The 14,885-nt window shown below is 66.5% G+C and carries 17 protein-coding genes and 2 pseudogenes; 8 read left to right on the top strand and 11 right to left on the bottom strand.

The window, feature by feature from the left end; genetic code table 11:
- Positions 1 to 111 (top strand): annotated as a pseudogene (locus tag FV217_RS19555) (IS630 family transposase); the annotation flags it as partial.
- Positions 112 to 762: 651 nt separating this feature from the next.
- Here the strand turns inward: FV217_RS19555 and FV217_RS23770 are convergent.
- From FV217_RS23770 to FV217_RS19570, 3 genes and pseudogenes are all read right to left on the bottom strand, one after another.
- Positions 763 to 867, bottom strand: a pseudogene (locus FV217_RS23770) (recombinase family protein); the annotation flags it as partial.
- Positions 864 to 1,418, bottom strand: a complete 555-nt coding sequence (locus FV217_RS19565; RefSeq protein WP_147819034.1) for a recombinase family protein — start codon at positions 1,416 to 1,418, stop codon at positions 864 to 866. The pseudogene FV217_RS23770 and the gene FV217_RS19565, both read right to left, overlap by 4 nt.
- A complete protein-coding gene (locus FV217_RS19570) occupies positions 1,367 to 1,951 on the bottom strand; it encodes a Rha family transcriptional regulator (RefSeq protein ID WP_147819036.1) in 585 nt (194 codons plus the stop codon). The genes FV217_RS19565 and FV217_RS19570 overlap by 52 nt, the downstream gene beginning before the upstream one ends.
- Positions 1,952 to 2,498: 547 nt before the next feature.
- Here FV217_RS19570 and FV217_RS23515 point away from each other — a divergent pair.
- Positions 2,499 to 2,732: a hypothetical protein gene (locus FV217_RS23515; protein WP_147819038.1), complete on the top strand. Its 234-nt coding sequence runs from the start codon at positions 2,499 to 2,501 to the stop codon at positions 2,730 to 2,732.
- Positions 2,733 to 3,015: 283 nt separating this feature from the next.
- A complete protein-coding gene (locus tag FV217_RS19585) occupies positions 3,016 to 3,381 on the top strand; it encodes a hypothetical protein (protein ID WP_210245154.1) in 366 nt (121 codons plus the stop codon).
- Positions 3,382 to 3,463: 82 nt separating this feature from the next.
- Here FV217_RS19585 and FV217_RS19590 read toward each other — a convergent pair whose 3' ends face one another.
- Complete coding sequence (locus FV217_RS19590) at positions 3,464 to 3,745, bottom strand: GapR family DNA-binding domain-containing protein (protein WP_147816991.1); 282 nt, start codon at positions 3,743 to 3,745, stop codon at positions 3,464 to 3,466.
- A 366-nt stretch (positions 3,746 to 4,111) separates the two neighbouring features.
- Positions 4,112 to 4,306 carry a hypothetical protein gene (locus tag FV217_RS19595; protein WP_147819043.1) on the bottom strand — a complete coding sequence of 65 codons (195 nt, stop codon included), beginning with the start codon at positions 4,304 to 4,306 and terminating at the stop codon, positions 4,112 to 4,114.
- Between the two features lie 40 nt (positions 4,307 to 4,346).
- Here FV217_RS19595 and FV217_RS19600 point away from each other — a divergent pair, with 40 nt between their 5' ends.
- The 5 genes from FV217_RS19600 (at position 4,347) to FV217_RS19620 (ending at position 8,766) form a co-directional block, all read left to right on the top strand.
- A complete protein-coding gene (locus FV217_RS19600; protein ID WP_147819045.1) occupies positions 4,347 to 4,691 on the top strand; it encodes a GMC family oxidoreductase in 345 nt (114 codons plus the stop codon).
- A gap of 61 nt (positions 4,692 to 4,752) precedes the next feature.
- A complete protein-coding gene (locus tag FV217_RS19605) occupies positions 4,753 to 5,604 on the top strand; it encodes a COX aromatic rich motif-containing protein (RefSeq protein WP_246683015.1) in 852 nt (283 codons plus the stop codon).
- Entirely contained in the window at positions 5,601 to 7,700 is a 2,100-nt protein-coding gene (locus FV217_RS19610; RefSeq protein WP_147819049.1) for a cbb3-type cytochrome c oxidase subunit I, read from the top strand. Before FV217_RS19605 ends, FV217_RS19610 begins: the two co-directional genes overlap by 4 nt.
- Positions 7,697 to 8,323 (top strand): cytochrome c oxidase subunit 3, encoded by a 627-nt coding sequence (locus FV217_RS19615; RefSeq protein WP_147819051.1) that lies wholly within the window; start codon positions 7,697 to 7,699, stop codon positions 8,321 to 8,323. Before FV217_RS19610 ends, FV217_RS19615 begins: the two co-directional genes overlap by 4 nt.
- A complete protein-coding gene (locus FV217_RS19620; protein ID WP_210245155.1) occupies positions 8,320 to 8,766 on the top strand; it encodes a cytochrome C oxidase subunit IV family protein in 447 nt (148 codons plus the stop codon). Before FV217_RS19615 ends, FV217_RS19620 begins: the two co-directional genes overlap by 4 nt.
- A 90-nt stretch (positions 8,767 to 8,856) precedes the next feature.
- Here the strand turns inward: FV217_RS19620 and FV217_RS19625 are convergent, their stop codons facing one another.
- From FV217_RS19625 to FV217_RS19650, 6 genes are all read right to left on the bottom strand, one after another.
- Positions 8,857 to 9,699, bottom strand: a complete 843-nt coding sequence (locus FV217_RS19625; protein ID WP_246683016.1) for a glutathione S-transferase family protein — start codon at positions 9,697 to 9,699, stop codon at positions 8,857 to 8,859.
- Between the two features lie 367 nt (positions 9,700 to 10,066).
- The gene (gene dps, locus FV217_RS19630; RefSeq protein WP_147819053.1) at positions 10,067 to 10,618 is read right to left on the bottom strand and encodes a DNA starvation/stationary phase protection protein Dps; all 552 of its coding nucleotides are present in this window, start codon (positions 10,616 to 10,618) and stop codon (positions 10,067 to 10,069) included.
- Positions 10,619 to 11,091: 473 nt separating this feature from the next.
- The gene (locus FV217_RS19635; protein ID WP_147819055.1) at positions 11,092 to 12,051 is read right to left on the bottom strand and encodes an aliphatic sulfonate ABC transporter substrate-binding protein; all 960 of its coding nucleotides are present in this window, start codon (positions 12,049 to 12,051) and stop codon (positions 11,092 to 11,094) included.
- A 126-nt stretch (positions 12,052 to 12,177) separates the two neighbouring features.
- Positions 12,178 to 13,128 carry a sulfonate ABC transporter substrate-binding protein gene (locus tag FV217_RS19640; RefSeq protein WP_147819057.1) on the bottom strand — a complete coding sequence of 317 codons (951 nt, stop codon included), beginning with the start codon at positions 13,126 to 13,128 and terminating at the stop codon, positions 12,178 to 12,180.
- Between the two features lie 147 nt (positions 13,129 to 13,275).
- Complete coding sequence (ssuD, locus tag FV217_RS19645; RefSeq protein WP_147819059.1) at positions 13,276 to 14,451, bottom strand: FMNH2-dependent alkanesulfonate monooxygenase; 1,176 nt, start codon at positions 14,449 to 14,451, stop codon at positions 13,276 to 13,278.
- Positions 14,452 to 14,540: 89 nt separating this feature from the next.
- Positions 14,541 to 14,885 (bottom strand): ATP-binding cassette domain-containing protein (locus FV217_RS19650; protein ID WP_147819061.1); only part of this gene is annotated, 345 nt, incomplete at its 5' end.

The following is a 14,885-nucleotide window of genomic DNA, read 5'->3' on the forward strand; positions in this document are numbered from 1 at the left end:
ACCGTCACCGACCTCCGGCAGGCGATCCAGAACGCGTTCGCTGCCTTCACCCCTGCCGAATGTCGCAACTACCTCGCCGCCGCTGGATACGATGCATACGATCCAGCATGATCGGATGCGGCTCTAGCCGCAAGCTGTACAGTTGCTCTCAAGCCGCGTCAGCCTCGCCCAAACCCCTACGGCTACCAAGGCTGATGGGCGCTGACGACGTGCCGGGTGAGGCTTCTGCCAGTGCGACCCCTGTGCACGTGCTGCCGCCGATCACGAAGGAACGGCTGGGTGGGCGCCGTGGTTAGGTCATTGCAGAGCTGCATTCACGGCTCCAGCATAGAAGCATTCCAGAACGCGTAGGCCTAACAGATGTCCGCCTCTCCGGTAACAATTGTGATTGCGACACCAACGATAAGTCATCGTCTGAAAAGCGTTAGTGACCGTAACGTAGCCCAACCTGCGGAAGACATTCTGCGGGCATTGGGTGCGGACGTAAGGCCGGCAGTCTTCTGGGTCGAATGCGAAGACAAGCAGGTTCAACGGCTACTGACGAGCTACCTCTCCGGTGTGAAAGCGGAGGTTCTAGCCCAGCATCGCACAGGCCAGTTTGCGTCTCGGGGTGGCAGAGGGTTCGCCAAGTCACGTCTGAGCTGATCTCTGACGAGGTAGTCAGGACCATCGCGCCAGAGCGGCCTCAGCCTCCGCGGTATTCTCCTTGATGCGGTAGATGGTCTGACGCGTGAGGCCGGTGGCTGCCGCGATGCTGCTCATCCCCCGGCCTTGTCCTAAAGCCCCGCTGACGGCGTCGGACTGCTCCCGGATGAGGTTGGGCTTGCGGCCCCGGTAGGCGTCCTCATGGGTCTTGGTGTGGTCTATGCCGCCTTCGGATTGAGCGCTCGGTGGACACTTCCCTTCCCGATCCCCAGCCTTGCGGCGATAGCGGCCATGCTGAGCCCTTCCGCGGCGAGTGCCTTCACCTCCTCCGCCTTGGCCCGTGCGGTCGGCTTGCGGCCCTTGTAGGCGCCCTCTGCCTTGGCCTTGGCGATACCCTCGCGCTGGCGTTCCAGCATCATCTCCCGTTCGAACTGAGCTACGCCACCAAGGACGTTGAGCATCAGCTTCCCGGTGGGGGTCGCCGTGTCCACGCCCAGGTTCAGGATGCGCAGGGCCACACCCTTGGCCTCCAGCGTCTCGATGATCTTGCCCAGGTGGACGACGCTACGGGCCAGCCGGTCCAGCTTGGTGACGACCAACGTGTCCCCCTGACGGGCGAAGTCTATGGCCGCCTCAAGGGCCTTGCGAGGGGCCACGGAGGAGACCTGTTCCTGGTACAGCTTCCCGCATCCAAGAGCCGTCAGGTCGCGAACCTGAGCCTCTAGGCCGGCATCCTGTTCGAGGGTCGAGGTGCGCGCGTATCCGATGAGCATGGCGAGGTGTTCCGGTCCGGGTCGTTCCAATGAGGTCTATGACATAGAGCCCCATCCCGTTCCGAAATGCAATACCATTCTTCTGGAACTGCCGCGCCTATCTCTTGGAACGTTCCGCTGGAGCTTGCCCTATTGGAACGGTTGGGCGAGCGCGGGGCGGACATAGGAGCCGTCTCGGCCTTCATGGCGGCGTTCTCCGTCTCCAGGGTCTCGATGTGCTCGGCCTGATCCGCGGCCAGTCTGAGGGCCTGGGCGCGCGTCTGGGGAACCTTCGGGCTGTCCCCGGCAATCTGGGCTTCCAGCTCGGCCCAACGGTCCACCACGGCGGCCCGCAGGGGGATGGAGTAGCCCGTCACGAGGATTATGGTCTCGCGCTTCGAGAAGTTGAAGCACGGCGCCGTCTTGCCTTGGGCCGTCTGATACGTGCCCCGAAAACACGGGTCTCCTCCAAGCGCCTTCAGCATCACGCGAATATCCGCCATCACGTGGTCGTGGCGCTTGTACGTCAGCTCGGCGATCTCCCGGCTCGACATGGTGGCCGGGCCGGTGCCCGTGAGGAAGGCCGAGCGTACTGCTCTCGCGCGCTCAGGCGTGAAACTGCGCAGGATACCAGACGCGCGTTTGACCGGGGGTACCAGGGGGGAAAATCCGCCTCGCCCATCTGTCGATGCCCTCACACATTTTTTCGGTAAAACAAGGCGTTGAATGACCGTGTTCGAGCGGGCAGCTTCAGGCTTCCAGGCAAAAGGTGGTGGCTGCCTTCAGGCGCTCAGTTGGGCTACCCGGCGCTCACACCACTCGGCCTGCTCCGCACATGCCCTTGCGGCTTGAGCGTTGCCGTCGCGCTTCCAGTGGCGTTCCGCGAGCCGCCAGTGCGTTGCGAGACGTTGGCAGGATTGAAGAATTTCGTGTCGTTCCATCGCACTGCAACGAACCGAACTGCGATTGTTTCCCCCCCCCCCGCAACGTCGCCATGCTTGCCGATGAGTGGAGCCGATAGCGCCAATTCCATCAGTTGACCGAACCAAGCTCGCCGTGGAGTGTTCCTCTTTCGTTCTCAAATGGGTCGAGGGACCTGCCATGCCGATGCCCGCGCCAGTGAGGGAGGACGCGCCCGTCTCCTGTCCCGTTGAGACCATCGTCAGCGCCTACCTCAAAACCGCACATGGCGACGCTGGGCTTGCCCTCCGCTGTGCCGTCACGGACGCGCTGTCAGACCTGATGGAAGGCGAGCGCCGTGCCCGAGAGCGAAGCCGGTTGATCTCCCGAGGATACGTGCGCGGGCGGCGGGACGATGCCGCCGAACCGGCCTGACATTCCCTGCCTCACCGCTTATCCCTACGTCGTCGTGAGGGTCGCTTGCGATCTTTGCCCACGTCGGACGGGCAGCTATCGGCTTGCCCGCTTGGCGGCGAAGTACGGCCCGGAGACGCCGCTCGATAGGGTGCTCGCTTGGATTGCGTTCGATTGCCCATGGAGGGACAGCTGGGCCAACGACTACGTGCCTCGGTGCCACGCCCACTTCTCTGACATCGGCCGCCCCGCTCCTCGGCCTCCAGACCTTCCCGGCCTCATGGAGCAAATGCACAAGGCGTGAATGTCGGGCTTCACACCTAACACTGGCACGACAGGATTGTGCGCAACCAATAATGCATTCAATTGTTTCCGGGCATATCGCAGCTTGGAAACACGAATGCCTCACTATTTTTTCGACATTCACGACGGCATTCACGTCCACGATAACGAGGGCAAGGAACTCCCAGATCTCGAAGCCGCAAAGGCCGAAGCGATACGTCTTGCTGGCGGGTTTGCGACGAGACCCGCGATGCTGGGAGAGGACGGGGGTGCGATGGTTGTTGTCATTCGCGACGCACCTGATTCCGTGGTCCTCAACGTGAGACTGGTGTTCAACGTCGAAGAGCCTTGGAGGCAGCGCCAACGTGTGCCTGTCGCGCCGACCTAAAGTCACAAGCGAAAGCGCCCCGCGACCGGGCAGGCGGCGGGGCGAAGGTGGGGCCTGCCGCCTGCCCCTCCTGGAAACGCCTTTAAGCAGCCTCGGCCATTGGTGCTGGGGCCGGCGCATCCATCGCCCGCAGATAGACTTCCAGTAGAGTCTCCTGCTCGTCGCGCTCATCCTTGTCCTGCTTGCGCAGTTTGAGGATTTCCTTGAGCACCTTCACGTCCAGGCCCTCACTTTTAGCCTCGGCGAAGATCTCCTTTTTCCCTTCCATCAGGTCCTTTATCTCCTCCTCGACGCGTTCGATGCGCTCGATGATGGTGCGGATGCGCTCGCCCGCGACGCCTACCGTGTCGATGCTATCGGCCATGCTCTGCTCTCCGCTGGTTGAGGTCGGCAACGTCGCGGTTCGGGGTAAGCAGATGGTTAAAAGTGCCGCCGCCATTCGGCTCAACGTATCGTTCTCAGCCCTGCCCTTGTGACGACCCTCGGCATCTCGTTGCGCGCGCCGGGCTGCTGACGATCTGCAGCCTTCGAAGTGCTACAGTTGCACGCTACAGCTTCGACCTGGAGCGAATGCTAAGATATTGATTTTGTTCAAACTTACTAGTTGGCGCGGAATGTCCCACCCCTTCCGCCAGGATACGTTGATTGCAGAGGGAAATTCGGCGTCCGATAAGCCGATCCCCATCAACTACCCCTCCGCCGAAAAATCTGACCGGCCTTCGCGGATTGCTCACGAACTGGATCGGCTGTTCACGCGCCGGCCCAGCCATTCGGGCCGCGCGGTCATGCCTTCGACCAGGGCCGTGTCCTGCAGGCGATTGCCGACGGCCGGATCCCGATCCGCCTTCGTCGGCTCCCTGCTCTCGACGAAAGCGGCGCAGACGACCTCGAACAGCGCGCCAACGTCCGCGAGAGCTGCGATCACCTCGTTCTGAAATTCACCGCGCGGTCAGCCGGCCGACGCGATGTCCCGCTGCATCGCCTGGTGCGACGACGACGGGGCCCTGAACCGGCACGGGATCGACGTCATGGGCCTTGCGCTGGCTGCGTCCGGTGGACGAAACATCGGGGAGCAGGGCGACGACACCCACCACCGCTACGGCATCGCCCGCATGGGCGACCACCCGAAAACCCCGGTGGTGGACGGCGATTGCCGCTCCTGGGATAGTCCGAACCTCTGGGTCTGCGACGGCTCGGTTGTCCTCATCACCGGAGGCGTCAATCCCTCGCTCACGATCCAGGCCATCGCGCTGCGCACGGCCGACCGCATCACGGCGATGGTGCAGGGCCGAGATCCTCCACGGGGCTGACCGGATCGCGACGCCGTTCGCCGACACGGCTCCGTCCGGCCCGCATCGCATGGTCGCGCGGATGCTCGCCGCCGGAACGCTGCTGCCGCTCGGCGGCTGCGGCGTGCTCGATCATGGCTTTCTCAACGCCGCCGGTCCGGTCGCCGACGAGACCCGCAGCCTGTTCCTGCTCGTCTGTTTCATCCTGATCTTCGTCGCCGGGCCGGTCCTGGTGCTGACGCCGATTTTCGCCTGGCATTACCGTCTCGCGAACACGAAGAGCGCATACCGCCCGCAATGGGGTTTCAACTGGCCGCTCGAGGGGCTGATCTGGATCCCGCCCGCTCTGATCGTCGTCGTGCTGGCCGTGCTCCTCTGGCGCGATACGCACCGGCTCGATCCCTACAGACCTCTCGCCTCCGCCCAGGCTCCGGTCGAGGTGCAGGCGGTCGCGCTCGATTGGAAGTGGCTGTTCATCTACCCCGACGAGGGCGTCGCCAGCGTCGACGAACTCGTTTTCCCCGCCGAGCGCCCGGTCCATCTGAGCCTGACCAGCGGCACGGTCATGCAGTCCTTCTTCGTGCCCCGGCTCGGCGGCCAGATCTATGCGATGGCCGGCATGACCACGCAGCTCAACCTCGCCGCGAGCGAGCCGGGCCGCTTTCTCGGCGAGAACACGCAGTTCAACGGGATCGGCTTCCAGAACCAGAAATTCGCGGTGCTGGCGCAAACAGCCGACGGCTACGCGGCGTGGCTGGCGCAGGCGCGCGCGAGCGGCAAGACCCTCGACAGGCACGCCTTCAAGACATTGTCGGCTCGCTCGACCCTGGCCGAGCCGATCCGATTCGGTTCGGTCGCGCCGGGCCTGTTCCCCGCCATTCTCACCCTCGACAATCCCGGCCCGCATGCCGGCCACGCACAGGGCCATCGATGAGCGCCGAGATCTGGTACGCCCTGCTCGGCCGGATCGACGCGAAGGCATTTCCGTTCGTGCGGGCCTGGGACAATCCAACCGTCAGCGAACTGATCGGGGCCTTCGCCGGCGCCCTCGTCGTGATCGGTGCGCTCGCGCTCGCGGCTCTCCTGACCTGGAAGCGCTGGTGGCGCCCGCTCTTCCGCGACTGGCTGACGAGCCTCGATCACAAGAAGATCGGCATCATGTACATCGTGCTGGCCGGCGTCATGCTGTCCCGCGCGCTGGTCGAAGCGGTTCTGATGCGCGCGCAGCAATCGCTCGCGGTGAATGCGCCGGGCATCGTCGCGCCGGAGCACTTCGCGCAGCTCTTCAGCACCCACGGCACGATCATGATCTTCTTCATGGCGATGCCGTTCCTGACGGGCCTGATCAACTATGTGGTGCCGCTGCAGATCGGCGCCCGCGACGTCGCCTTCCCGCTGCTCAACTCGATCAGCCTGATGCTGACGGCGGGCGGGGCCGGGCTCGTGATGATCTCGCTCGCCGTCGGCGAATTCTCGACCGGAGGCTGGTCGGGATACCCGCCCTTCACGGAGACCGCCTTCCAGCCCGGCGTCGGCCCCGATTACTGGATCTGGGCGATCACGCTGTCCTCGCTCGGTACGACCCTCTCGGGCCTGAACTTCGCGGCGACGATCTACAAGAAGCGCTGCCCCGGCATGCATCTCATGCGGATGCCGCTGTTCAGCTGGACGGCGCTCTGCACCGCGATCCTGATGATCTTCGCGATGCCGCCGCTGACGCTCGCCACCGCGCTCCTCGCCCTCGATCGCTACCTCGGTTTCCACTTCTTCACGAACGACCTCGGCGGCAACGTGATGAACTACGTGAACCTCTTCTGGCTGTTCGGCCACCCGGAGGTCTACATCCTGATCCTGCCCGCCTTCGGCGTCTACTCGGAGGTGATCTCGGCCTTTTCGTCGAAGGAACTCTACGGCTACACCTCGCTCGTCGTGGCGACCATGGTGATCGGCGTGCTCTCCTTCACCGTCTGGCTGCACCACTTCTTCACGATGGGCCAGAGCGCCGACGTCAACGCCGCCTTCGGCATCGCCACCATGACGATCGCGGTGCCCACAGGGGTCAAGATCTACGACTGGATCTGGACGATGTTTCGCGGCGAGGTCCGCTTCACCGCGCCGATGCTGTTTTCGCTCGCCTTCATTCTGACCTTCGTGCTCGGGGGCCTGAGCGGAATCCTGCTCGCGATCCCGCCGATCGACTACATGGTCCACAACACCGTGTTCCTGGTCGCCCACTTCCACAACATGCTCATCCCCGGCCTGCTCTACGGCATGATCGCGGGTTACATGTTCTGGTTTCCGAAGGCCTTCGGCTTCCGGCTGTCCGAACGCTGGGGCAAGATCGCCTTCGTGTGCTGGGTCGCGGGGTTCTACCTCGCCTTCATGCCGCTCTACGTGCTCGGCCTCGCCGGCATGACGCGGCGCAGCCAGGCCTTGTTCGAGCCCGACTTCCGGCCCTGGCTCCTCGCCGCCATCGTCGGCGCGCTTCTCCTGCTCGGCGGTCTCGTCAGCCTGTTCGTGCAGCTCTGGGTCAGCGTGCGGGATCGCGCGGAGAACCGCGTGCCTATCGGCGACCCTTGGGATGCCCGCAGCCTCGAATGGTCGGTTCCAGCGCCGCCGCCCGAATACAATTTTGCGCTGATTCCGCAGGTCGACCGGCTGGATGCATTCTATTGGCTGAAGGAGCGCGAACAGGCCTACGCACCCGCCGGCCCCTACCGCGACATCAGGGTGCCGAGGAACAGCTGGGTCGGCCCGCTCGTCGGCCTGACCGGGACGGCCTGCGCCTTCGGCCTCGTCTGGCACATCTGGTGGCTGGCGATCCTCGGCTTCGCCGGCCTGTGGGCCGTCGTGATCGCGCGCAGCTTCGTGCGCGACACCCACCGCATCATCCCGGCCGCCGAGGTTGCGGCTGCCGACCGTCGCTGGCGCGACGCTGCCTGGGCGACCGGCGCGGTGCCGCGGCAGCTCGAAGTCACGACGGCCAATCGCGGTCTGGCAAAAATCTTCCCGTCGGAGGTGCCGGCATGAGCGGCCCGCAACTCCGGCATGTCGGGCTGAACCTCAGCGACTCCGACGACCTCGAGCCCGGCGAGGCCGAGACCGGCCTCTACGGCTTCTGGATCTTCCTGATGAGCGACGCGATCCTGTTCGCGCTGCTGTTCGCGATCTACGGAACTCAGCTCGCCGCGACGGCCGGCGCTCCGGGACCGGCGGCCGAGTTCAAGATCGGCGGTGCTTTCGTCGAGACCCTGATTCTGCTCACGAGCAGCCTGACGTTCGGGCTCGCGTCGATCGCTATGAAGTACGACCGCGGCCGAACCGGTCTCGTCACGATGCTCTGCCTCACCCTCGGCCTCGGCATCGCCTTCCTCGGCTTCGAACTCAGCGATTTCGCGACGATGGTGTCCGACGGTGCCACACCGGACCGCAGCGGCTTTCTCTCGGCCTTCTTCGCCCTCGTGCCGACGCACGGACTGCACGTGACCGCCGGCTGCGTCTGGATCGTGGTGATGCTCGCGCAGATCGCAGCGTTCGGGATCGATGCCCGGGTCAAGCTCAACCTGCTGAAGCTCGGCCTGTTCTGGCATTTCCTCGACATCATCTGGATCGCGATCTTCTCCGTCGTCTACCTGCAGGGAACGCTCGGATGACCACGGACCGCCCTTCCAAGGCGATGACCCTGCTGAAGCTTGCAGGCGCCGCCGCCGTGCTCGGCGCCTCGAAGGTGCTCTTTCGCGAAGACAAGGCGGCAACGTCTGGATCCGTGGGTGACTCGCCGGTCGAGGACCGGTCGCAGTCCCGGCAAAGCGACCTGATCACCTACGGCGTCGGCTATGGTCTCGCCCTGCTGCTGACCTGCCTCGCCTTCGCGCTGGTGTATTGGCGCTGGGCGAGCGGGGCGACGGCGCTCGGCCTCGTCTACGCCTTGGCCCTCGTTCAGGCGATCGTGCATGTCCGCTGCTTCCTGCACATCGATCTGAAGCGCTCGGCTCGCGACGATCTCCAGTTGATCCTGTTCTCGACCCTCATCGTGCTGTTGATGGTGGGCGGCACGCTCGTGGTGCTGTTCAACCTTCGCATGCGCATGATGTAGCCGAACCGCCGCCGCCGCGAACACGACGCCGACGCGGATCCTGGCGGGGGTTCTGTTCGCGCCCGACATCCGGACGGCCGTCCCGGCGCCTCAGGACTCCGCCGATCCCTGCGGCCAGGAGAAGCGGATGTTTTGGTCGCGCAGGCCGGCAAGCACCACCTCGACGCCGCCGGATTTCACCATCCATTCCAGGCGGTGATCGCGGTACTCGCGGCGCCGGCCGCCCGTCGTGTAGAGGTCCGACGCCGCAGTCATCTCGGCCGCGGCCGCGTCGAATTCGGCGAAGGTGGCGGCGATCGCGGGACGCCGGCACAGCCTCGCATGCCAAAGCGCCAGGGCGGAGCCCGGCCGTGGTCCCATGCCGTAATGGACGGATCGGTTGACCATCGGCGCGACGGCCGCATCCGCCCAGCCGAAGCGGTCGCCGCCGAACCACGCGGCCGTGCCGAGGCGCTCGGCGAGCCAATCCTGCAGCACGCGCGTCTGACGGGCGGCCTGATCGCGCAGATGCCCGGCGAGCGCGCCGGTGGCGCGTCGGAACCAGAGAATCTCGCCGTAGCCCCAGTTCACGGCCTCGTACTGCGTGTCGCAGACGTCCTCCGTCATCCTGGCCAAGGCGCGTGCGGCAGCGTCCTTGGGCAGCAGAGCCGGCTCGGGAAAACGGTCCTCGAGATATTCCAGGATCACCGTCGAGTCGAAGACCCTCGTCTCGCCGTCGATCAGGACCGGGACCTCGGTCCGGGGATTGGCCGTCGCGAAGGGGCCATCCGTCCGTCCGGTCCCGAAGTCGTCGGGAAGCTGCGCGGTGAACGGGACGCCCTTTTCGCGCAGGGCGATCTTGACCTTCTGGGCATAGGACGAGAGCGGGTGATCGTAGAGCAGCATCGCGGTCTTCACGTCTTGGAACGGCGTCTTCGCCGTGGATCGGGACACACCCTGAGTCGGAGCCGGCCTGCCGGAAGAAGTCGTCTGTGAACGACATCAGTCATCGCCGTCCAACGGTTCCGACGCGATCCGTGGTTTCCATCCCGCCGACCCGGCACGTGCATCATATGCACGGCTCTTGCGACGCGCCGAAGGCCCCGGCGCAAAGCGAACCCGCTCCTCGGGGAAAACCTCGTTGCAGGTCGACGCCTATACCGGTGCCATGCTCGGAAACGCACAGCGGGCGATCAGCCACGTCGCCCTCACCCATGCGGCCATGGCTATCGCGCAGGACGGATGACGGGGTCGTCCTGCCGCGGAAAAGGGAGGTGCTGGCGCAGCACCTCCTCTCACGGCGATCCGGTAGACGGCTCGCTCAGCGCTTTCCGGCGTGGTCGCCGTCCCGGACCTGTCCGGTCGGTTCTTGGACGTGCGCTTCCAGGAACCAGAGCTGCTTGTCGACGCCGCGGGAGACCTCGGTGAAGAGATCCGCCGTACCGGCATCGCCTGCCTCGTCGGTGTCGTCGATGTTCTGACGCACCGCGTTCGCGTAGACCCCATAGCGATCGATCAGCGCTGCGAGATGATCGGCGATCGCGTAGGCATCGAGCGGGTACGGGGCGAGCTGCGATGCGGCCGCCACCGCGGTCGCCGTGCCGCTCGCCGTGCCGCCCAGCTGGGTGATGCGCTCGGCAACCTTGTCGTTGTAGTCGTCGAGTTCGTCGCGGAATCCATCGAGCATCAGGTGGATGCCGATGAACTGCGGGCCCTTCAGGTTCCAGTGGGCCTGCTTGACCGCCAAGGCCAAGTCGATCCCATCCGCGAGCCGGGCGTTGAGCGCCTCGGTCGAGACCTTCTTGGCGTTGGACTTCGTGTCGTTCTGCGTCACGTGCAGCCGCTGGCCTGCCGTCGTGTTGGTGTTCGCCATGATGGATCCTGTGATGCCGGATTGAACTGATCGATCCCCCGGCTCCGCAAAGGAGCGCCCGAGGGACCTTCCGCGCAACGCGCTTATGCCGCGTCAAGCCCAGGGACGGCTGCTGGTTCCTCGATCCGCGCAGCGAGGGGCCAGGCATGCGAACCGCGCGGAGCGATCGAAAGGACAGGCCTGGTTCGTTCGGAAGCGCGGATCGGCAGGGCAGCCGAGTGCGGAGGTTCTGCCGCGGAGCGCGTCGATCGGGATCGCTCCGACGAAGCCATCATGCTTCGCCCCGGATCTCGCGGACGCGTTGGACGGCGGGGCGTGCCGTCATGCGCTCGAAGTGACGGCCGACGTTCGGCGGAAGCGTCACGCCGACCTGTCCGCGCGCCTGCCCGGCTACGCGTCCGCGCCACATGGGAGGGTGCGCCCTGTCCGGGCCGGACGTCTCTGCCCCGAACGGTTCCTTCCAGCGACGCCCGTCAGCGCACCGGCGGTTCCCAGATCGGGGCCGTCGTGGTGTCGACGGCGCGGGGGAGCAGGCCCTCGGCGCGAAACGCGTCGGCAATCTTCTGCTGCTCGGAGAGTCCGTCGCGGGTGATCGGCTCGACCTTGTAGCTGCGGCGTTCGTTGGCCTGCCGGATCACGGCCGGCTCGATCTTCCAGAGGGTGGCGAGCCGGGTCGCGGCCTCGTCCGGATGGGCCTTGACCCAGTCGCCGGTCTCGCGGAGCTTGGCGAAGAGTACGCCGAGCGCGGCGGGCTGCCTCGTCACGGTGGCGTCGGCGGCGAGGTAGTAGCGCTTGTAGAGCGAGAGGCCGGTGCCGTCCTTGAGGATGCGCGCGCCGGCTTGATCCTGCGCCGCCGACAGGAACGGATCCCAGGCGACCCAGGCGTCGACGCTGCCGCCGGCCAGCGCGCTGCGGCCGTCGGCAGGGGTGAGATAGGCCGGCGTGATGCTCTTGAAGGTCAGGCCCTCGGCGGCGAGCGCGGCGAGCAGCAGGTAGTGGCTGCCGGCGCCCTTGGTCACCGCGACCTTGCGGCCCTTGAGGTCGGCGACGCTTTTCAGCGGCGAGTCCTTCGCCACGACGATCGCCTGGGCGGTGGGCGATGCCGCCTCCTGCGCGACGTAGGTGATTTTTGCGCCCGCCGCCTGCGCGAAGACCGGCACGGTGTCGGCGACGTCCGCCGAGACGTCGATCTGGCCGACGTTCAGCGCCTCCATGATCGGCAGGCCGCTGGTGAATTCGTGCCAGGATACCGTGACCTTGAGCGGTGCCAGCGCCTTCTCCAGCCCTTCGTCTTGCCGCAGCAGCGCGACCAGCGTCGAGGAGCGCTGGTAGCCGATGCGCAGCACCCCGCCCTCCTCCGCGCGCAGCGGCGCGGTGGTGGCGAGGAGCGCGAGCGACAGAGCCGCGAGGCGGCCGAGGTGACGGCGGTTCATGAGGGTCTCTGTTGTGCAAGTGACCTTCGACCGTGACCGGTCGAAGGCGTCCGCCGCATCGGCGGCGGCGCGCGTTCGCGCTTGCCGTCGACAGACCGTCGAAGGATCGACGTCCTGTCGACGGTATCAACTGCCGGGCTTGCGTACGGCCTCGGAAATGTTGGGCGCCTTCGGCACGAGGCCGAGGCCGTGGAAGGTGTCGGCGATGCGCTGCTGCTCGGCGATCACCGGCTCGTCGAGGGGACGGATGCCGTAGCTCTGGCGCTTGAGCGCTACCGCCAGGATCGGGGCCGGAATGCCGACGGAGGGGGCGAGTTCGCGGGCGACCGCATCCGTATTGTCCTTGGCCCAGGCGTCGACCTCGCCGATCGCCGCGATCACGGCGTCCAGCGCAGGGCCGTTCTTGGCGGCGAAGTCGCGCGAGGCGAGGTAGAACTGGTGGTTCGGTACGAGGCCGGTGCCGTCGCTGAGCGTGCGGGCGCTGGTCGAGACTTCGGCGGCGGCGAGATAGGGGTCCCAGATCACCCAGGCGTCCACCGCCCCGCGCTCGAAGGCGGCGCGTGCGTCGGCCGGGGCGACATAGGTCGGCGTGATGTCCTTGAGCGACAGCCCGGCCTTCTCCAGGGCGCGCACGAGCAGGTAGTGCACGTTCGAGCCCTTGTTCAGCGCGACCTTCTTTCCGCGCAGGTCGGCGACCGTCTGCAGCGGGCTCCCTTTCGGCACCAGGATCGCCTCGCCGCGCGGTGCGGCAGGCTCGTGGGCGACGTAGGTGAGCACGTCGCTCGCGGCCTGGGCGAAGATCGGCGGCGTCTCGCCGGCCGTGCCGAAATCGATCGCGCCGGCATTGAGCGCTTCCAGCAGCGGCGGGCCGGAGGGGAACTCGGACCACGTCACGCCGTAGCCGAGCGCCTTCAACTTCGGCTCCAGGCTGGCCCGGCCCTTCAGCAGCACCAGCGTGCCGTATTTCTGGTAGCCGATGCGGATCGTCTTTTCGTCGGCCCGCGCCGGGACGAGCAGGAGGGCCGCGAGGACGAGCGCGGAAAGCGCGAGCGCCTGGATCTTGGCGAGAGCTGGCATGGGCGGTCTCGACGTGAGGAGAGTGAAGTCGGTTTCGGTCGTCTCGCCGTCCTGGCGAGCGCAGCGAAGCCATCCAGGGCCGCACACGCCGACGTCAGTGCGTAGGCCCTGGATTGCTTCGGCTTCGCCTCGCAATGACGGAGGTGGTCAGTGCGCGCTGATGCGGCGCGTCGGGACGATGTCGTTGGCGATGACCTCACCGAACGGGCCGTTGTTCGGCGCGCCCGAGCGCGGCGCTCCGGTCGTGGTGCGCAGCGGCAGCTTCGGAAACACCAGTTCGGCGAAGCGGTAGGCCTCTTCGAGGTGCGGGTAGCCGGAGAGGATGAAGCGGTCGATGCCGAGATCGATGTACTCCTTCATCCGGTCGGCGACTTGGGTCGCCGAGCCGACCAAAGCCGTGCCCGCGCCGCCCCGGACGAGGCCGACGCCGGCCCAGAGGTTCGGCGAGACGACGAGCTTGCTCTTGTCGCCGCCGTGCAGCGCCATCATCCGGCTCTGGCCGACGGAATCCTGGCGCTTCAGCGTCTCCTGCGCCTTGGCGATGGTGGCGTCGTCGAGCCGCGAGATCAGCTTTTCGGCCTCCGCCCAGGCCTCGCTCTCGGTCTCGCGCACGATGACGTGCAGCCGGATCCCGTACGAGAATGTCTTGCCGCGGCGCTCTGCGGCCTCGCGGGCCTTGGCGATCTTCTCCGCCACGCCGGCCGGGGGCTCGCCCCAGGTCAGGTAGACCTCGCAATGGTCGGCCGCGACCTCGATGCCGGCGGGGGACGAGCCGCCGAAATACAGCGGCGGATACGGATCCTGCACAGGCCGGAAGATCACGCGGCCGTTTTCGCATTTGAGGTGCTTGCCCTCGTAGCTGACCGTCTCGCCGGCCATCAGGCCCCGCCAGATTGTCAGGAACTCGTCGGTCACCGCGTAGCGCTCGTCATGGGCGAGAAACACGCCGTCGCCCTTGAGCTCGACCGGGTCGCCGCCGGTGACGACGTTGATGAGCAGCCGGCCGTCCGAGATCCGGTCCAGCGTCGCGGCCATACGCGCGGCGACGGACGGCTCCTGCAGGCCGGGGCGCACGGCGACGAGGAAGCGCAGGCGCTTGGTCAGCGGGGCGAGCGCCGAGGCGATCACCCAGGAATCCTCGCAGGAGCGGCCGGTTGGCAGCAGCACGCCGTAATAGCCGAGATCGTCCGAGGCCTGTGCGATCTGCCGGAGGTAGTCGAGGGAGACGTCGCGGGCGCCTTCCGAGGCGCCGAGATAGCGGCCGTCGCCATGGGTCGGCAGGAACCAGAGGACGTCGGTCTTTCCGTCGGTGCTTGCGGTCATCGGTGTCTCCGAGATTTTTGGGAGCGGCGCGCTTGGAGCCCTGTCAGACGAAGTGGATTCCGGTTCGTCGTCAGACAGTGCGACCCAACTCAAGTGCGCGCGAGAAGCTGATCGAGGATGCGGCCTTCGAGTGCCGCGAGGTCGGGGTCGCCGCGCCGGCGCGGACGGGGGGCGTCCACGTCGACGTCGAGCGCCACCGCGCCGTCCTCGATCACCAGGATGCGGTCGGCGAGCGCCACGGCCTCGCCGACGTCGTGGGTCACCAGGATCGCGGTAAAACCCTGTTCGATGCGGATGCGCTCGATCATCGCCTGCATGTCGATGCGGGTGAGGGCGTCCAGCGCCCCAAGGGGCTCGTCGAGGGCCAGCAGCGCCGGCCGGCTGACGAGAGCGCGGGCGAGGGCCACACGCTGGCGCTGGCCGCCCGAGAGGGT

Origin of the sequence: Methylobacterium sp. WL9 (assembly GCF_008040035.1) — a bacterium.
Classification (GTDB): domain Bacteria; phylum Pseudomonadota; class Alphaproteobacteria; order Rhizobiales; family Beijerinckiaceae; genus Methylobacterium; species Methylobacterium thuringiense.

What these genes read in the sequence shown, in the direction of transcription:
- FV217_RS19600 (WP_147819045.1), top strand. Translation starts at nt 4,347, where the DNA reads ATGTCCCGCTGCATCGCCTGGTGCGACGACGACGGGGCCCTGAACCGG.
- FV217_RS23515 (WP_147819038.1), top strand. Translation starts at nt 2,499, where the DNA reads ATGCCGATGCCCGCGCCAGTGAGGGAGGACGCGCCCGTCTCCTGTCCC.
- FV217_RS19620 (WP_210245155.1), top strand. Translation starts at nt 8,320, where the DNA reads ATGACCACGGACCGCCCTTCCAAGGCGATGACCCTGCTGAAGCTTGCA.
- FV217_RS19585 (WP_210245154.1), top strand. Translation starts at nt 3,016, where the DNA reads ATGTCGGGCTTCACACCTAACACTGGCACGACAGGATTGTGCGCAACC.
- FV217_RS19565 (WP_147819034.1), bottom strand. Translation starts at nt 1,418, where the DNA reads ATGCTCATCGGATACGCGCGCACCTCGACCCTCGAACAGGATGCCGGC.
- FV217_RS19615 (WP_147819051.1), top strand. Translation starts at nt 7,697, where the DNA reads ATGAGCGGCCCGCAACTCCGGCATGTCGGGCTGAACCTCAGCGACTCC.
- FV217_RS19590 (WP_147816991.1), bottom strand. Translation starts at nt 3,745, where the DNA reads ATGGCCGATAGCATCGACACGGTAGGCGTCGCGGGCGAGCGCATCCGC.
- FV217_RS19635 (WP_147819055.1), bottom strand. Translation starts at nt 12,051, where the DNA reads ATGAACCGCCGTCACCTCGGCCGCCTCGCGGCTCTGTCGCTCGCGCTC.
- FV217_RS19605 (WP_246683015.1), top strand. Translation starts at nt 4,753, where the DNA reads ATGCTCGCCGCCGGAACGCTGCTGCCGCTCGGCGGCTGCGGCGTGCTC.
- dps (WP_147819053.1), bottom strand. Translation starts at nt 10,618, where the DNA reads ATGGCGAACACCAACACGACGGCAGGCCAGCGGCTGCACGTGACGCAG.
- FV217_RS19640 (WP_147819057.1), bottom strand. Translation starts at nt 13,128, where the DNA reads ATGCCAGCTCTCGCCAAGATCCAGGCGCTCGCGCTTTCCGCGCTCGTC.
- FV217_RS19610 (WP_147819049.1), top strand. Translation starts at nt 5,601, where the DNA reads ATGAGCGCCGAGATCTGGTACGCCCTGCTCGGCCGGATCGACGCGAAG.
- FV217_RS19570 (WP_147819036.1), bottom strand. Translation starts at nt 1,951, where the DNA reads ATGTCGAGCCGGGAGATCGCCGAGCTGACGTACAAGCGCCACGACCAC.
- ssuD (WP_147819059.1), bottom strand. Translation starts at nt 14,451, where the DNA reads ATGACCGCAAGCACCGACGGAAAGACCGACGTCCTCTGGTTCCTGCCG.